Source organism: Vibrio sp. Isolate24 (assembly GCF_022398215.1).
GTDB lineage: Bacteria > Pseudomonadota > Gammaproteobacteria > Enterobacterales > Vibrionaceae > Vibrio > Vibrio coralliilyticus_A.
Window position 1 is genome coordinate 1055641 of sequence record NZ_JAKEUU010000001.1, and the last position, 17905, is coordinate 1073545.

At 44.5% G+C, this 17905-nt stretch carries 12 protein-coding genes; 5 read left to right on the forward strand and 7 right to left on the reverse strand.

Features of this window, described 5'->3' with window-relative positions; translation table 11 throughout:
* Positions 1-248: 248 nt before the first annotated feature.
* The 3 genes from L1D23_RS04635 to L1D23_RS04645 are packed head-to-tail and all read left to right on the forward strand — an operon-like array spanning position 249 to position 5318.
* On the forward strand, positions 249-899 hold the full coding sequence (locus L1D23_RS04635) for a TetR/AcrR family transcriptional regulator (protein ID WP_239864508.1): 651 nt from the start codon (positions 249-251) through the stop codon (positions 897-899).
* Positions 900-903: 4 nt separating this feature from the next.
* Positions 904-2220, forward strand: a complete 1317-nt coding sequence (locus L1D23_RS04640; RefSeq protein WP_239864510.1) for an HlyD family secretion protein — start codon at positions 904-906, stop codon at positions 2218-2220.
* Positions 2217-5318, forward strand: coding sequence for an efflux RND transporter permease subunit (locus L1D23_RS04645; RefSeq protein WP_239864511.1), 3102 nt, complete (start codon positions 2217-2219; stop codon positions 5316-5318). Before L1D23_RS04640 ends, L1D23_RS04645 begins: the two co-directional genes overlap by 4 nt.
* Positions 5319-5373: 55 nt before the next feature.
* Here the strand turns inward: L1D23_RS04645 and L1D23_RS04650 are convergent, their stop codons facing one another.
* The 5 genes from L1D23_RS04650 to L1D23_RS04670 all read right to left on the reverse strand — a co-directional run bounded on the left by L1D23_RS04650 (position 5374) and on the right by L1D23_RS04670 (position 13257).
* Positions 5374-8493: an efflux RND transporter permease subunit gene (locus L1D23_RS04650; RefSeq protein ID WP_239864512.1), complete on the reverse strand. Its 3120-nt coding sequence runs from the start codon at positions 8491-8493 to the stop codon at positions 5374-5376.
* A gap of 9 nt (positions 8494-8502) precedes the next feature.
* Entirely contained in the window at positions 8503-9648 is a 1146-nt protein-coding gene (locus L1D23_RS04655) for an efflux RND transporter periplasmic adaptor subunit (protein ID WP_239864513.1), read from the reverse strand.
* 474 nt (positions 9649-10122) lie between these two features.
* Positions 10123-10731 carry a YitT family protein gene (locus L1D23_RS04660; RefSeq protein ID WP_239864514.1) on the reverse strand — a complete coding sequence of 203 codons (609 nt, stop codon included), beginning with the start codon at positions 10729-10731 and terminating at the stop codon, positions 10123-10125.
* Between the two features lie 189 nt (positions 10732-10920).
* A complete protein-coding gene (locus tag L1D23_RS04665) occupies positions 10921-12282 on the reverse strand; it encodes a diguanylate cyclase (protein WP_239864515.1) in 1362 nt (453 codons plus the stop codon).
* Between the two features lie 3 nt (positions 12283-12285).
* The gene (locus L1D23_RS04670) at positions 12286-13257 is read right to left on the reverse strand and encodes an ABC transporter substrate-binding protein (protein ID WP_239865388.1); all 972 of its coding nucleotides are present in this window, start codon (positions 13255-13257) and stop codon (positions 12286-12288) included.
* 312 nt (positions 13258-13569) lie between these two features.
* On the opposite strand from L1D23_RS04670, the gene L1D23_RS04675 reads away from it, so the two are divergent.
* Entirely contained in the window at positions 13570-14277 is a 708-nt protein-coding gene (locus L1D23_RS04675; RefSeq protein ID WP_239864516.1) for an SDR family oxidoreductase, read from the forward strand.
* Between the two features lie 9 nt (positions 14278-14286).
* Here the strand turns inward: L1D23_RS04675 and L1D23_RS04680 are convergent, their stop codons facing one another.
* Entirely contained in the window at positions 14287-14940 is a 654-nt protein-coding gene (locus tag L1D23_RS04680; protein WP_239864517.1) for a Qnr family pentapeptide repeat protein, read from the reverse strand.
* Positions 14941-15223: 283 nt separating this feature from the next.
* On the opposite strand from L1D23_RS04680, the gene L1D23_RS04685 reads away from it, so the two are divergent.
* Positions 15224-15712 (forward strand): peptide-methionine (S)-S-oxide reductase, encoded by a 489-nt coding sequence (locus L1D23_RS04685; RefSeq protein ID WP_239864519.1) that lies wholly within the window; start codon positions 15224-15226, stop codon positions 15710-15712.
* Positions 15713-15751: 39 nt separating this feature from the next.
* Here the strand turns inward: L1D23_RS04685 and L1D23_RS04690 are convergent, their stop codons facing one another.
* The gene (locus tag L1D23_RS04690) at positions 15752-17443 is read right to left on the reverse strand and encodes a methyl-accepting chemotaxis protein (protein WP_239864521.1); all 1692 of its coding nucleotides are present in this window, start codon (positions 17441-17443) and stop codon (positions 15752-15754) included.
* Between the last annotated feature and the right edge of the window lie 462 nt (positions 17444-17905).

The window sequence follows — 17905 nt, forward strand, 5'->3', positions numbered from 1 at the left end:
AACAGTTTGGATATGGAAATTAGACCAACAATCTCCAAACTAAAAAATTTAAATTGTTGCCCTTGTTTGCCCGTACAGTCTGCCCACTGTGCGGGTATTTTCTTGCGAATCGACTTACCAAACTTAACTCACCTCACAGTATTCGATTAATTAATCACTTGATTAAATACTGTTGAATTTTTCACATATCGCAGACAAAAACAGCACTCTATAATTAATCAGTTGTTTAATATCTGAGGCATAATTTCGTGGCTGAATCATTGAGGAAAGCTGGCCGTCCAAGTACCAAAATCGATGTTCGCGCCAAGCTTATTCACCACTCTCGTGAGCTATTCACCATGATGGCGTACGACAAGGTATCAACTCGGCTCGTAGCTAAGCGTGCAGGCGTCAATGTCGCAATGATACGTTATTACTTCGGAAGCAAAGAAGGCCTGTTCGAAACCATGATCCGCGAAACGCTCCAACCAATGAAGCATCAAATACGGACACTGATCGCCGACAGTAACCAAAAAAACTTTTTCGACCTCATGCGTACGTACTATCGTGAAATGATCAAGATTCCACAGTTTCCTAGGCTCATCGCTCAAGTGATGAACATGCCACCATCAGAAACTCAACGTAAATTAATTGAGAAAGTCTTCGATGATATCGGCCAACCAATGCAGGACGTGATCTTTGACAAGCTCATAGACAGTGGAGTGTTAAGGCCTGACGCCGACCCAAAACTATGCCGTGTTTCTTACATCAGTCTGATGGTTTTCCCCTTTATTGCTCCTCAAGCTTTACTGGCCATTCATGGCATTGAGCTCAACGAAGAATTTCTCAATCGCCTTTTTGAACACAACATACAACTTATGACACAAGGCTTCCTTCAGCCTTCCCAATCAACGGAATGACCCTATGAATATCAACAGAAAGCTGCTTTTCTTCCCCGCACTCGCCGTGGGTATCATCACGTTGGTTTTGGCCATCAAGATGAAGCCGGATCTCCCCGTAAAACCAGCAGGAGATCGAGCAAGGCTAGTAGAAACCATCCCGCTCGAACTGCAATCTATCGCACCGATGGCTATCGGCTTTGGTAAAGTTGCCCCTAAACTGGAGTGGAAAGCAATTGCAGAAGTGACGGGTAAAGTCGTGTATCGACACCCTAGACTAGAAAAAGGACAAGTAATTCAAGCTGGTACAGAAATCCTTAGAATCGACCCTCTCGATTATGAATTAAAACTGATACAAGCTCAGGCGGATCTTAAATCTTCACAAATCTCTTTAGCTAAGCTGGCGCTGGAAGAAGACAACCTTAAGCAGACGTTAAAAATTGAGAAAAACCGCCTCGCTATCGCCAACAAAGAGCTTGAACGCAAACAAAACTTACGCAAGAAAGGACTCACTTCCCAATCCGACGTCGATCAACAGGAACAGAGTACCCTATCTCAACGTAAGCTAGTGGTTGATATCGATAATCAAATCGGACTAATGCCCGACGAAAAACGGCTCGCTGAGGCTCTGGTTAAAGTGAATACGTCCAAAGTCGAGGAGGCCCAGCGGGCTCTGGAAAAAACCGTCATCACGCTCCCTTATGACCTACGCATCGCTGATATCGAAGTTGAGCAAAATCAAGTCGTCAACCTACAGCAAACCATGGTGACGGCACACGGTATCAATGTCATGGAGGTGGAAGCCCAGCTATCCATTCATGACATGCACACGCTCGCTTCCAGCTTAGGGGAGTTTGGGCGAGACGCAGCAGGTATCCCACAACCCGATATGATTTCGGTCACTGCCATGATTGAACTCAATAGCGGCAACCTCAATGCCAACTGGCCTGCCAAAGTAGCCCGAATCAGCGAGACAGTAGACCCCAATCAAGCAACCGTAGGTGTGATTCTTGAAGTTCAGCAAGATTATCGCAACCTAAAACCAACGTCGGTTCCCCCCCTAGTAAATGGTATGTTCGTCAGGGCTAAAATCGAAGGTCAAGGTAACCCAAGTTGGGTAATTCCAGAACGAGCATTGCATGGTGATAAGGTCTACATCAAAGGTCACGACAACAGGCTACAAATACGTACCGTCAATGTGCTTTACCGACGAGACAACCATGTTGTGATCGACGGTCGCTTTGAACAGGGTGAAAAGCTGATTGTGAACGATCTTCTCCCTGCGATTGAGGGAATGCTCCTCAAAGATCAAGCCGACAACAGTGAGGAGTCTGAATCATGATCCGATTCTTCGCTAAACACCCAACAGCAGCAAACCTGCTAATGCTGACGCTGCTGATATTGGGTATGACTTCTTTATCGACAATCAAACGAGAGACATTTCCAGAATTTGAACCTCCATATATCATGGCGGGTGTGACTTACCCCGGAGCCTCACCGCAGGAAGTAGAAGAAAGTATTTGTGTCCGCATGGAAGATGCTGTCGATGGACTGGCCAACATCGAAGAGACTCAATGCGAAGCGATTGAAGGGTCAGCTCGCCTTATCTTAAAGTTAGATGAGAAAGCAGACATTGGCCGTATGCTGGTCGATGTACAGACTCAAATCAATGCGATTAACGACTTCCCCAAAGAAATAGAATCCCCTGTGGTGCAAGAGCTGGACTGGAATGAACCGGTAGTGGATGTTGCGATTACTGCTGACACCACTTGGCCAGAGCTCAAAGCTTACGCAGAACAGCTTAAACGGACATTAAAACTCGATTATGACGTTTCATTAGTAGAGGTCGCCGGGTTTTCTGACCACCAATTTCAAGTCGAACTGGACAGCCAAGCGATGCGTCAGCTTGGCCTGAGCGTTGGTGATATTGCTGAACAAATTGGCCGTCAGAACGTAAAACTACCCAGTGGCAATGTGGAAACACCAGATAAGAACTTCCTGATACGATTTGACGAAAGGCGAATAACCCCTGAAGAACTAGCATCTATCGTTGTCGGCTCTGGTCCCAATGGTTCTCTCATCCGCTTACATGATATCGCAACCATCACTGATCGCTTCGAGTTGGATGAGCAAAAAGTTCTGTTTGACGGGCATCCTTCCGCGCTTTTGAAAGTCAGCAAAAACAAAGAGGATGATGCACTGCGCATCAAAGAGCGTGTCGCTCAGTTTGTTGAAGACCAACAAGCTATCGCCCCCGATGGCGTCACATTAGAGCTGACTAATGATTTGTCGTCAGTGCTGTGGGACCGTTTGACCATGATGGTCAAAAATGGTTGGCAGGGTATCATATTAGTCTTTGCTACTATGTGGCTCTTTTTTAGCCTTCGTTACTCATTCTGGGTTGCGGCAGGCCTCCCTGTTGCATTCCTAGGTGGTTTGTTTCTGATGGCTCAATTAGGCCTTTCGATTAACATCATGTCTCTGGTCGGGCTACTCATGGCGATTGGTATCATGATGGATGACGCCATTGTGATTGCCGAATCGATCGCGGCCCACCTCGACCGAGGTCAGAAGGTGGACGAAGCCGTAACTAATGGCGTAAAGAAAGTGCTACCCGGTGTTATTTCTTCTTTTCTGACGACTGTCTGTATCTTCGGAAGCCTATTGTTTCTTCAAGGAGAAATGGGCGCCGTACTTAAAGCCGTCCCACAGGTGTTGATTTTAGTTTTAACCTTAAGTTTGGTTGAAGCTTTTCTTATCTTACCTAACCACCTTTCTCATTCTTTGCATAAAGAAAAGCAAGATAAACCACCAGCAAAATTCAAACAAAAACTGCTGAGTGAATTCGAATATTTCCGTAATACCAAGTTAGTTAGCGCCGTTGAGAGAGTAGTCCAATATCGCTACGCCTTTATCGGTGGGGTATTTGCCCTATTATTGATTTCTGCGGCAACCTTAGTCGGTGGGCTACTCAAATTTCAGCCATTTCCTGAGCTAGACGGCGACATTGCAGAAGCACGTATTATTCTTCCGCCTGGCTCTTCACTCTCGCAGACGGAAGACGTTGTCGATAAAATCATCGCTTCGGCACAAAGACTTGATAAAGAGTGGAGTGACAATCAGGAAAACGGCACACCACTCGTCCAGCATATCACCAGTCAGTTCAATGCCAACGCTGATGCGAGTGAATCAGGCCCACATATTGCCACAGTGCGTTTGGATTTACTGGGGGCTGAAAGCCGAAACACATTAATTGAGGAATTCATTGCAGCTTGGCGTGAAGACGTCGGCGAGCTCGCTGACCCAATTTCACTGGTTTTTAAGCAGCCGACTATGGGGCCGGGAGGACGTGCCATCGAGATACGGGCAAAACACAATGATCTCGATGCTCTGAAAGCCGCTTCCATCGACATTCAGCAATATCTCAACGAGTTTGATGGCGTGCATGGAGTGCTTGACGATATGCGGATGGGTAAAGAAGAGGTGCTCGTCAAACTCCGCCCTGGTGCCGAAACCTATGGTATTAATGGTCAGCTTATCGCAAATCAGCTGCGTGCTGCTTTCTTTGGTCAAACCGCCGATGAGATTCAGGTCGGCGTGGAAAACATTTCCATCGAAGTCCGTCTCGATAAAGACCAAGCGGGAGACTTGCAACAATTAGTAAACTTCCCGATCATTCTGTCGGATGGTAGCCAGATTCCTCTCGCAACCATTGCCACTTTGAATTTCCAACGCAATTACGTGCGAATACAACGTATTGATGGATTGCGTACCATCAGCGTATTCGGAGATATTAATAACACTAAAGCAAACTCAACCGCGATCATCACTCAGTTCCAAAAAGAAGAAGCACCTAAGTTAATCAAGAAATACCCGGGGCTTCGATTCGATTTTGAAGGGGAGGCAAAAGACACCGCAGAAACCGCCACCTCAATGGGTAAAGGCTTTTTACTCGGTCTGTTCGGTGTTTTTGCTATTTTGAGTTACCAGTTCCGCAGTTACCTAGAGCCCTTTGTCGTCATGCTGGCTATTCCGCTGGCCTTTATTGGTGTGGTTTGGGGGCATATTCTGCTCGGCCACTCGCTGAGCATGCCAAGCATGATGGGCTTTGTCTCTCTAGCAGGTATTGTGGTCAATGATTCGATTCTCTTGGTGCAGTACATCCGGCATCATGTCGATGAAGGTGACAGTGTTCATGACTCGGTTGTCAAAGCCAGCCGTGAACGTTTCAGAGCCGTTTTTCTCACCTCTATGACAACAGCCGCAGGTTTATTACCTCTTCTGACGGAGACCAGCTTACAGGCACAAGTGATCCAGCCACTGGTCATCTCCATCGTATTCGGCATCTTTGCATCCACACTTCTGGTGCTGTTTATGATCCCTGCCGCTTATGCCATCCTCGCCGATTTTGGTGTAGTGCATAAACATGAAGAGATTTAAGAACTGCAGTCTATGAATACAACAAGGGCGCTTTTTGCTCCCTTGTTGTTCGTTGTTATTCAAATGCAGTTTTGCGGTTGTGTACCAGCTTATGCTTAGCCCAGCGAAATATGCCTTTGATGTCATCAAGCATCAAGTATAAACATGGTACCAACACCAAGGTTAGCAATGTGGCAAACAGCACCGCAAACCCGAGCGCTACCGCCATCGGAATCACAAACCGTGCCTGTAAGCTGGTTTCAAACATAATAGGCAATACGCCAACAAAGGTGGTAATCGAGGTGAGGATGATAGCTCTGAACCTTGCACACCCAGCTTCAATCACCGCTTCTTTGATAGCGCTCCCTTTTGTTCGTAGATGGTTAACGTAGTCAGTCATTACCAAGGAGTCATTGACGACAACGCCTGCCGCCGCGATCAAGCCAAACGTAGACATCATGCTCAGATCGAGACTGAACCAGTAATGCCCCCAAATAGCTCCTGTCAAACTGAATGGAATAACCGACATAATAATCAGTGGCTGGGTATAACTCTTCAATGGCACCGCAAGCAAAATATAAACAATGATCATCCCAGCAACGAAAAAGATTTTCTGCTCATCTTGTTGAGCTTGCTGCTCTTCAATAGTGCCACCAAGCTGGCTTTTTACCCCTGTATAATTCACTAAGATATCTGGAATGATCTGCTCGTGGATTCTACCGACAACTTCATTAGGCTCAACCAACTCTTCATCAATCGAGCCATACACGTACACACTGCGGAAACCGCCTTCACGGCGAATGCTGCTTACTCCCGGCTTTTGGTTAATTTCCACCACATCACCCAACATCACCTTCTTACCTTCCGGGGTTGTGATGACCGCATAACGTAAAGAGGCAAATGCTTCTCGGGTCAGTTGCGGGTAACGAACCATGACTTTGATCTCTTCCCCATCACGCAGCACGCGTTGCGCTTCACCACCGTAAAAACTGCCACCGACTTGCAGAGCTATATCGGACAGGCTAAGCCCTAAGTCATAAGCCACAGGCGCAAGAGATAACAAAACTTCCTGACTACCAGCATCAATGGAAGACGAGATATCAAACAAACCTTCCTGCTGCTTAAGTTCGAGGATTAACGCTCTTCCCGCCGCATTGAGTGTATCGATATCAGAGCCATACAGCAGAAAGCCAAACTCGTCGCCTTTCTCATCATCATTCACATTGTCTGAAACAGTAAGCATTTTTAGGCCAGGGATCACAGGTAGCGCTTCACGCCAACGACGAGCTAATTCAAAGGTATTGAAAGGGCGCAGCTCTTCATCCACCAAAGGGATCACCAAACGCCCTTCTTTGCGCCCCTGACTGAAAGTCAGAATGTCGCGAATCATTTTCTGACCGGTTTGTTTTTCCGTCTCATCATCAATGTTGAGCACCGTACTTTCTATTAACTTCAGTGCGTCAATCGTCTGCTCACTCGACACGTTGTCATTCATCACCAACTTAATACTTGGGAAATCGTGTGGCACTTTAGGGGAGGGAATTATCCTGACGTAGTTCGCCATCACTAGAGCCACACTGATCACTAAAAGTGCCGTAAAACTGGCAAATACACTCCATCGCCAATACGTACAGAAAGTCACAAAACGCTTGTATGGACCATTCACAAAGCTGAAGAAACGATGGTTAAATCGGTCTCGAAAACTGCCTTTTTTGATCGGTTTAAACGTCGAGTGCGCCAAATGTGAAGGCAAAATCAGTTTTGATTCGATTAAACTAAAAATCAAACAAAGAATCACAATAGCGGCAATACCAAAGAAAAACGCTCGCTCGATGCCCTTTGACATCAAGAAAGGGGCGAATACCGCAATCGTCGTCAACACACCAAAGGTCGCAGGCGTCGCGACACGCTTGACACCACCCACGACATTATCAACCCCTCCGCCACGCTTCTCTATTTCAGAATAGGCACTTTCACCAATTACAATCGCGTCATCGACCACTATACCCAAGACCATAATGAACGCGAACAAGGACACAATATTGATACTGACGCCAATCGCCGGCATTAGCATAACCGCACCAAGAAAACACACCGGTAACCCTATCATTACCCACATGGCCAGTTTAACGCGCAAAAATAAACTCAGCATGAGCGCAACGAGCACCGCACCTTGTAGTAGGTTTTTCAGCATCATATCGAGGCGAGCATTGAGGTAGTAAGTCATGTCCACCAGTGTTTTGATTTTCAAATCCGATGGCAATTGAGTATTCTTCTGCTCAATATAGGCCTTCACTGATTCTGCAACCGTCACCATATTCTGGTCCTTAGTCGCTTTTACAGAGAGGTAAATTGCGTTTTCACCGGAATATTTGAAGTATCGGTCATCCTCAGTAAAACCGTCTTTGATGGTCGCAATGTCCTGCAGTAATACTCTGGCACCGTTTGCGCCTATTTTGACCGGGATATCGCGGAACTCTTCTCCGTTGTAATACTGATTTTCGATACGAACCGAAATCATCCCCGCATTGGTTCTCACCTCACCGGCGGAATAGTTAGCGGAATAACGTTGAATCGCCTGGGTGATGTCATTTAAAGTCAGGCTGTATTTACGAAGTATCTGTGGTTCAACTTCAATAGCAATTTCATATTCTGGCGCACTGAGATCCACCAAGGCTACATTTTGTAGCTGAAGTAGCTCGTCTTCGATGTGTTTGGCTATCGGTTTGAGCTCGATCAGAGAGCGGTCACCAACCAACGCCATTTCAATCACATCCTGGCGATATTCAAATTGATAGACCTGAATCGGCTCCATACCCGCTGGGAAGCTGGAAACAGAATCCACTTTCTGTTTGACTTTATCCAGTACGTCTTCAACATCTTGGTTAACATCGACCTCTATTTCTATCGCTCCGCTTCCACGAGAGGCCGTCGTCACCGCTTTTTTGATCCCAGTGACATCTTTGAGAGACTCTTCGAGTTTAATCAGAATACTCTCTTCAACTTCCTGCGGAGATGCACCTGGGTACTGAGCACTGACGTTAATGTAATTCACTTCAATGTTGGGGAACATTTGACGCTGAATAAAAAAGAAACTGACCGTCCCAACAATGAGCACAAATGCCATAAGTAAATTGGCCGCGACCGGGTTATGAGCAAAGTAGGCAATCAGCCCTTTTTGTTTTGAATCATCCATGTACCATTCCTACAGGTTTAAATCTGTTTGGGTGGCTGCGACTTCAACTCGCATCCCTTGCTGTGGGTATTCAGGGACGGTAAGTACGATCTTATCTTCGTCCGTCAGGCCCTCATTGATTAACATAAATTCTTGCTCTGCTCTTAGCACATTGACAAGACGAGGCTCAAGCTCATTATTTTCATTCACCACCCACACCTGCCGATTATTGACCAGTTCTTGAGGCAAACGGTAAATATGCTTAAGCTCTTTACCAACAAACTGAACTTCAACGTAGGAACCAAACTTGAGCGGTGACACATTCGATTCAATCGCGTATGGGTCATCAACACGCACAACCATATTGATCATTCGCGTCGCACTGTCGACAACACCAAGATCACGCGCAATAACTCCCTCTCGTTGGGTATCCACAATGCCTCTTTGTATAACATTGGCGGCTATGCCAGCATAGTTCTTAGGTAGGAACGCACTATCGAATCCTGCAATCGGAATATGTATCTCCGCGGCCTCGACATTGTTCAGCGTTGCGACATGCGCACCTGCGGGAATATACTGACCGACACCAATATCTCGGGATACCACTAACGCATCATACGGAGCAACAACATTGCAATGTTCAAGATCACGGTTAACTCGCTTGAGTGCAGCTTGCGCTGATTTCACCTGAGCTTGCGCGCTTAAAACCTGAGGTTTACGTAAATAGAGTTCTGTCACCTGTTTGGCTGGTAGGTTTTTTGCCTGCCGTTTAGCCACTTCGGCTTTGGCTTTTTCTTCGATTAACGCCGCTTGAGCACTTGCTAGATTCGCTTCTGCTTGAAGCACTGCTGCTTGGTAATTATCGCGCTCAATAGAGAAGAGTGTTTCCCCTCTTTTTACCACTCCACCAACAACAAAATTGGGGTGCCAGCTGACCACTTCTCCTGAAACCTGAGCTGAAAGTTGAGTCACTTCAGCAGGAACCAATTCGCCATAGCTTGTGATAAGTACTTTGTGGTCACTTGAGCGTACTGTTGATACTGTGACCATGAGAGGTTTCTTTTCCGGCTTAGTTCCCGATCCATCAGAAGCACTCGCAGTAATCGCAGCATAGCCAGCATAAGCCCCTCCTAGAAGAATAAAGGGAAGCAACCAACGTAACGGCTTAATTTGCATAAATAATCCTTATTAGAATGACAGCCTATTGTTCTTACCTGATTATCGTCAGACATATTTTTATACGAGTCAGCACTAGCTTCGACATCATATAGATAATAAATATCCATATCATTTATGCTTTTTATTGTTCATTCATTTCACTAAAGAACCGACTTAGCGAAAAGTTTTCAGCAAAGACAATGCCAACAACAAAGTATTTAAAATACAATAAGTTAAATAAAAAGAAGCCACACAAGAAAACATAAATAAGGTAAATATGTCTACATGTTGACGAAATTTACCTCTAGGTTCCTGACAGCTACATCAAGTTGATGTATTCAGCACGGCCACGGGAAGAGCAAGATCTGTTTATTTGATAGGGGAAGTCTATTTCCTACGGCAACACAAGGAAATGTTTTGTGCCTGAAATCGAAGTCGCCGGTTACGACTTAACATAATGCTAAGCCGTAAACCCTGATTCAATCTTCCAAATTAAGGGGCTATCGGCTGAGGCTGGTAGCGTCCAGGCTTGTGATTCATTGCCAGAATCAAGTTTGTCGTTATCGCACCGACAACAGAGAGAAGAATCAAGGAAATATCAACGATGAACAGAGATAAAACAACGATCGAGCAATCGAGCGCCATTTGGACTTTACCCGCTCGAATACCAAAACGCTCCTGAAGAAATAACGCGAGAATGTTAAACCCTCCTAGACTCATCTTATGACGGAAGATAACCAACATCCCCATACCTATTAAGCCTCCTCCTAGCAGTGCAGCGTATACAGGCTCGATACGAGCAATCTCTATGACATGATGGAGATGATCGGCAGCAAGGGAAACAATGCTGACAGCGACAAAAGTATTCACGGTAAACCGCCAGCCCATACGGGTAATCGATAAGGCATAGAACGGTAAGTTAAGTACAAAAAACACCTGACCAAAGCTGAAATCACTTACCTTGGTCAGAAATATCGATAGCCCTGCGGTACCACCAGTTAACAAACCGACCTTATTGAAGAAAATCACTCCAAGTGAAACCAGAGCACTCCCTAAAATCAGCGCAAGTAAGTTCTCACGCAAACTATGTTCTTTATCCATTTTGGCTTCCTATCCTAATACAGCTCACAAATTATGCATGAGCCAAACGCGGATAAGATGTCGATAATTGACAATAATGTCGAGATAATGCGTTAAATCTGTTAATAGCTGAGTGTTTAAGAAGGTTTACAATTCCTTAAGATATGCCCTAACACTATTTAGCAATTTCAAACGATGTTGATAACCAGATTAATCATTGATTGATGTTAACCTGACTGATTGAGAACCTTTTTTACAAACGGTTGTTTTACCATCAAAACAAACCGAACCTGCCATCCGCTTTGCTCTGTACATGGCTTCATCTGCCATACTTAACAACACCTCTTTGTTCTTGGTTTGATCAGGGAAGTAACTGACACCTATACTCGCCCCAACCTTAAGCGTTCGGCCATTAAACTCAATCGGTGCGTTGATCGCATCCAGTAATTGCTCTGCCTTTTTCGCAACAATTTCAAAATCATGTAATAGGTCAAGACAGATAACAAATTCATCGCCACCAAAGCGCCCTGCAAAATCAGACTCTCGAATGGCGGCAGTAATACGACTGGCAACTTCAATAAGAATGGCATCTCCAGCTTCATGCCCAAAGGTATCATTCACAGATTTAAAGTCATCCAAATCAATGAAGAAAATCGCCAGCTTGCATTGAGTTCGATTCGCTTTCACGATGGCATTTTCTAGTGCTTTATCAAAAGCTCGGCGATTAACTAGGTTAGTCAGTGGGTCATGTTCAGATAAAAAGATCAGTTGTTCCTGCTTATGCTTAAGCTGCTGCGTTTGGCGCATCACCTCCTCTTCCAACTCTTGCTTAGTCACCGTAGTTTCACACAATGACAACGTCATCTGGTTAAAAAACTGCGCCATGATTCGAAACTCGGTGTCCATTTTCACTGCTTCTACTTTCGAATCTAATTTCCCTTCAGCCAAATCAACAATCGCGTTTTTCATGGCTTCTGCACCTGATTTGAAGCGAAAAGAAATTAACCAAGCCGTTGCACTGACTAAGATTGAGCAGATGACCAACCAAGCCGCGGCATAGATCATCACTTGGTGAAGGCTGTCTGCATTACGATTAAGTACCGACTGATGAACATAGGCGAGCTCTTCCGTCATATTCTGAACAATCATATTGTAGCGAGAGTGAAGCAACCCCCGAGCATTAATGTTCCCAGAGCCCTGGTCATCCAAGCCATTAATTGATAAAAAGTAGACTTGTTTCTCTTTATTAAGCAGCGCGTTCAAGCTGCGGTTCATACGTTGAATATTACCCAGCAGACTATTATTTTGTTTATAGGCGGTTAATTTCGTTGCTAATTCCGCCTGAGCTAACTCGACTTGATTAAGGCTAGGCTCATCACCAAATTGAAGAAAAACCCACAACTGACTTCTTAGCAAATCAACACACAACTGCAAATCAATGATCTGATCCAGCTCGGCTTTTGTCTCTCGTTGTTCTTCCGCTATTTTTGCAAAAGAGATAATGATGAACAAAGTCAGCATCAGTGTGGTAGTCGATAGAAAAAACAGTTTCTTAAACAATGAATCCAACATGGCTTACTCTCGCAAAGCAATAATCTGCTGATAGGGTTGAGTAAAAAATAGGTTTCTAAAATCAGGTTGTGCACTCTCTACGAGTCCACTCTCTACTGCCCATCTCGCTTGTAATTGCAGGTTGGAAAGTAAGGAATTGCCCAGAGATAAGCGGAAAACATAGTCCTCCCAAGACCATTTAACCTGATTTTCTGGAATATTTAGGCGCTTAGTAATGATGCTTAAAGCCTGACTAGGATTGGCATTAATCCACTCTACAGCATCATCAATAGCTTGTAATAAATACGTAGGTTCTTTGCCAGCAAACTCGAGATATGCCGTTGTCGAAAGCAAATTAAAAGACTGCTGATAAATCCCTGGTGTTCCTAAATTCACCACTTCAGCTGCGGACAGAATGTCCGCTTTATACCCCATAGGCTCCCATGCTGAAATGGCCTCCACACGGTAAGACAATAAAGCGGGAACCAGCTCATGAGGCTGCAGGTAAACCTTTTCGACATCAAGACTTTTGAGATTATTGGCTATTAAAACGGAGTCGAAATAAAACTCACTGGCGCTACCTTTTATCACGCCCACCCTTTTACCCTGTAAAGCGCTGACATCGTTGATTCCAGAAGGATCCAGCGTCAGCAGTTTCAAATCGTTGTCGGATTCAACAAAGCTGACCAGCAGGGCCAAATCGTTGCGATCGAAACTCTGGAACATGACTACAGATTCGGAAGCCGTCGCGTACTCTACATCACGATTTAGCATCAGTTGAGTACAAGCAGGGCCACTGGTACAGGGATAGAGAGTGACATTAAGATCATAGTCTTCAAAAAGGCCGAGATGCTCAGCAATTAAAAAAGGCGAAGCTAGTGGGGTCAGAGAGACACCAACTCTTATTTCGTGGTTACTAGACTCTCCCTGCCATTCGTATTGTGTAACGCCAAACGCTACTACACCAATCAATACAGAGCCAAGGCCTAAAGCCATTAAATTCCATTTAACAAGTGGCATGACAAACACGCTCTAAATTAAGAAACCTAGCTCATATAAAGTTAGCTTATAGATTTATAATCTTTGGCAGAGAACGCTAATTTTTATAGAAAGTCTTGTAACTCTTTATTATTTACGAGAACAAAATCACAAAAATCCACAAGAAAATCATCATAACCATCAGAAAGAAGCGTACTTAACCAAGGTGAGCCAGCAAAAAATCTTTCTTCGCTGCTAAGCCGTAGAACATACATAACTTATAGTTATGTATGTTCCCCTCTACCACACTGCTTAATTTTAGGGTATCCGATGAAAGTACTGATTTTTGGTGGAAACGGTGGCATAGGCCACGCAATTTGTCAGCATTTAGCGCAAACAATCCCTTCGATAGAAGTGCACGCAACCTATAGAAATACTCGACCACCGAGCTCACATGAAGCAATCATTTGGCATCAACTGGACGTAACAAACGAAGCGAAAGTACAATTGCTAGCTAATGAAATAAAGTCATTAGATTGGATTATTAACGCGGTTGGATTGTTGCATGATAAGCACCACGGGCCCGAAAAGAACCTCAAATCATTTGATCCCGATTTTTACCTGAAAAACATCATGAATAATGCGATGCCGACTATGTTGATCGCCAAACACTTTCAAAGCGCCTTCAAGCATAGCAGCCAGCCAAAGCTCGCAACTATCTCAGCTAAAGTCGGCAGCATTAAAGATAATCAACTGGGAGGCTGGTATAGCTATCGCTCATCTAAAGCGGCACTCAATATGCTACTTAAAACCCTCAGTATTGAATGGGGAAGAACTATGCCCAAAGCATGTGTTCTTTCACTACATCCAGGCACAACGGACACCGAATTATCAAAACCTTTTCAAGCCAATGTACCAGAGGGAAAACTGTTTGAACCTGATAGAGTGGCCGCAGATCTCGTCAAGATCATTTCCGAAGCAACATCAGATATCAGCGGCAGCTTTCTTTCTTATAGCGGTGAAGAACTGCCTTGGTGAGGCATAGGTTTAAGCAATGACAATCAAACCAAACTTCGACAGTAACTGCTCTTGCTGCCAATCACAGATCTTCACACCACTAAGTGAGACCCTACGCATGTCTAAACCTTCCAAATCAACATGAGTTAAGTCTGCGCTTTCCAAGTTAAATGTGCCCCACTGCTCTTTGCTGAATTCACCACGCGACAAATCCGCACCCAGCATACTGGCTCCGAACAGGTTGGCACCACTCCAACGATTTTCAAACAACTCGCACTTTTCTAGTAATGCGCGCTCGAAGTCGGTGTAACTCAGGTTACACCCTGTTATGTACGCCGAACAAAAGTAAGCTGAATGGCTAATACGGTTCACAAAATTCGCACGCTGAAAGTTCGCACCTTTTAAATCGCACTTTCTCAATTCGATACCAAAACAATCTGCACCAACAAACTGGCTCATGGCTAACATACAGTTTTCAAAACTGGCATCCTTGAGGTTGGCATATTGGAAGCTGCACCCTTCCAACGCTTGCGCTTCAATGAATTTACAGTTGATAAACTTTGCATCACGTAAATCCGCACGGTCAAAGCTGCATTTAATGAACTGACAACCCTCATACACCTGCTGTTGTAAATCCTGATGAGAGAAGTCCTGCTGATGATACGTCTGATCTTTTATAGACATGTGTTCTCCTTAGTTGGCGCAAGACTAGCACTCTAAGCCTTTGTTTTTCCATAAAAATAAAACCTTAAACATCAAGCACTTAAAACACCCTAAAATCGCCAATTTAAGGCATCAAAATGGCGATTTAAGAGCCTTCTACTTTGAACTTCGAAGGCGCATATCAAGAAAAAAGTTTAAAGCTTTAAATCACTGTTCAGATGACCGTTTTAAAAAGTAAAAAGGCGTAGAGCATTTGGAGCAGTTTTGCTCTAATACACGGCAGTGAATCTCAAGAGATAACGTAATGGAAGAAATCTATTTTGCTGGTGGCTGCTTATGGGGTGTACAGGAGTTTATGAAGCACCTGCCAGGAGTATTACTCACTGAAGCCGGGAGAGCCAATGGCACTAGTCAGGATACCAAAGGGGAATATGATGGCTATGCAGAATGCGTCCGCACTCAGTTTGACCCTGAAAAAGTATCAGTTCTGGAATTGATGGATTTCTTCTTTGAAATTATCGATCCATACAGCCTTAACAAGCAAGGCGAAGATATCGGTAAAAAATACCGCACTGGCGTATATAGCATAAACCATAAGCATTTAACTCAGGCTCAGGGCTTTATTGAGTCTCGCTCAGATCGCGAACGTATTGTGGTAGAGATACTTCCGCTGACCAACTATGTCAAAAGCGATGATGAGCATCAGGATCGCCTGACCCTCTACCCAGACGATTATTGCCACATTTCGATAGACTTACTGCACAAGTATAAGAATCAATACAACCAAGGCTAGAGTAATACACTAGCCTTGATGCTATTTAGGAGGAGGCTCCTAAACTTTAAACTTGCTGAGATTAGTGTGTAAGTCATTGACATGCTTGGCGATTGCTTCATTTGCCATGGCTGTACTCTTCGTTTCTTCCGCGGTTTCTTCTGCAAGAGTTTTAATGCTGGTCAAGTTATTATCTAAGTCTTGAGTAACCGTCGATTGCTCCTCAGCCGCAGCAGCAATTTGTAAGTTAAGCCCTGCGATCTGATTGACTGATTCTGCAGCAATTGAAAAAGTATTGGCAGATTCTGAACTCTTCTCTAAACAAAGTTTTGCGGTATCTGTCCCCTTTTTCATACTCGAAACAGCATTTCTTGCTTCAGACTGCAACGTATCGACTAGCTGCTGAATATCCACCGTTGCTTCTTGAGTGCGCTGAGCGAGTGAGCGAACCTCGTCCGCAACCACCGCAAAGCCACGCCCTGTTTCACCTGCGCGAGCCGCTTCGATGGCAGCATTCAAAGCAAGCAAGTTAGTTTGTTCAGCGATACCTTGAATAGATTCCAGTACTTGCCCGATATTGTTGGTCTCGGAAACAAGGTTTTCAATCACACCAGATGATGTGGTGACCTCATTCGCAAGCTCCTGGATAACTTCTTGAGTGGCTAGCGCTTCTTTCTGACCATCCATGACGCGTTTTCGAACTTCATCAGTCACCGAAGACGCGTTGGCCGTACTGTTCGCCACTTCCTGTGTCGTCGCGTTCATTTGGTTAATCGCTGTCGCCACCTGCTCAATATCGCAACGCTGCTTTTCAACGTTCTGCAACGTACGCTGCATAGCGGTAACGGCAACTTGTGAAGATCCACCAAGCTCTCGCGCCTGTCCATTGATTTGCGAAATTGTTCCTATCAACACACCTAAAAAATGATTGAACGCATTCGCTACTGTTCCGGTTTCATCTCGAGAAGAATCGTCGAGTCGAATAGTCAAATCTCCATCGCCTTCAGCAACCTGCTTTAATCTATCAATTAAATTTAAGATTGGCGTACGAATAGCACGTGTGACCAAGAAAGGCAGAAGAACACCTAAAGCTATCGACACTGAAGCAATGATCGTCATCCACTTGATCGCATACTTCTCATCCTCTTCAGCTTGCAGTGCACTGGCGAGAGTAAAGTTGTGCACCTCATCAAGAATCGAAATCAACGATTTATCAATTTCATCTTCATGTGCTTCCACTTTCTTAGAGAACTCAAGCATCTGTTCGATTTGACCATTGCTGCCGTAGTCCATTGTTTTGTCAACTTCACCAACAAGCGTGCTGTAAGACTTCTCGACAACTTTCAGCTTGCCAAGAAGCTTCTCGAATTTTTCTTGCGCCTCAACTGAGTGCAACAGTGGTATGGCTTTCTCGATGAACTGTTCAACTTCATAGAGTTCTTTTTCGGTTTTGACCGTCAGGTCATGAACCTTTTTCTTGGCTTCTTCGAATACGCTCATCTGGGCCATTCCTTGCTCAACGCGGATCGCTTTAATGAGTGCTCTTTCGAACAGAATCGCTTGTTCCAACTGATGCTCTGTCACCACCGTCAACATTTTAGTTAACGGGATATCTTCTTCTGCGATATCAACCAGCTCGTTACCAATCTTGTTCATTTGATAAAGGGCAAAACCGCCCATAATCATCATGGCAAGCAATTGGGAAAACCCAAGTAAATACACCTTTTGGGCAATGGTTAATTTAGATAGCATACCTATCCCCTCAATCCTTTCTAACAAAACACTTTAATTCACATCACTGACTTCCGCGTTGTAACAAGCGAATGTATGTCGTGAGAGCTAATATGGCGAATGTTGGGTTGGCAGGTGTTTATAGCTCGCAGAATGATGAACTATTCTCTACATTGCCCTATATGCTTTGACAGAGTCCGTTCTAATTGCTTTTGCTTAAGCCGTTGAATCGTTCCACTGACAGGCACAAATTCCAACATTTCCACTTATGGTTCCTAACTCTCTTACTTCAAAAACCATACTGTTTATTTAATCACTTGGCTCTGAAGCCATCTTGCTCTTTTGCTAGCGCATAGAGGGCTCAAAATTGGCTGTTGAGCACATTCTCTATGCAATAACCCTGTCAGACACTTTCTTGAACATGACTCTGATAGCTGATATGCAACAGGATTTAACAGAATGTTTACAAATTATGTGCCAGAG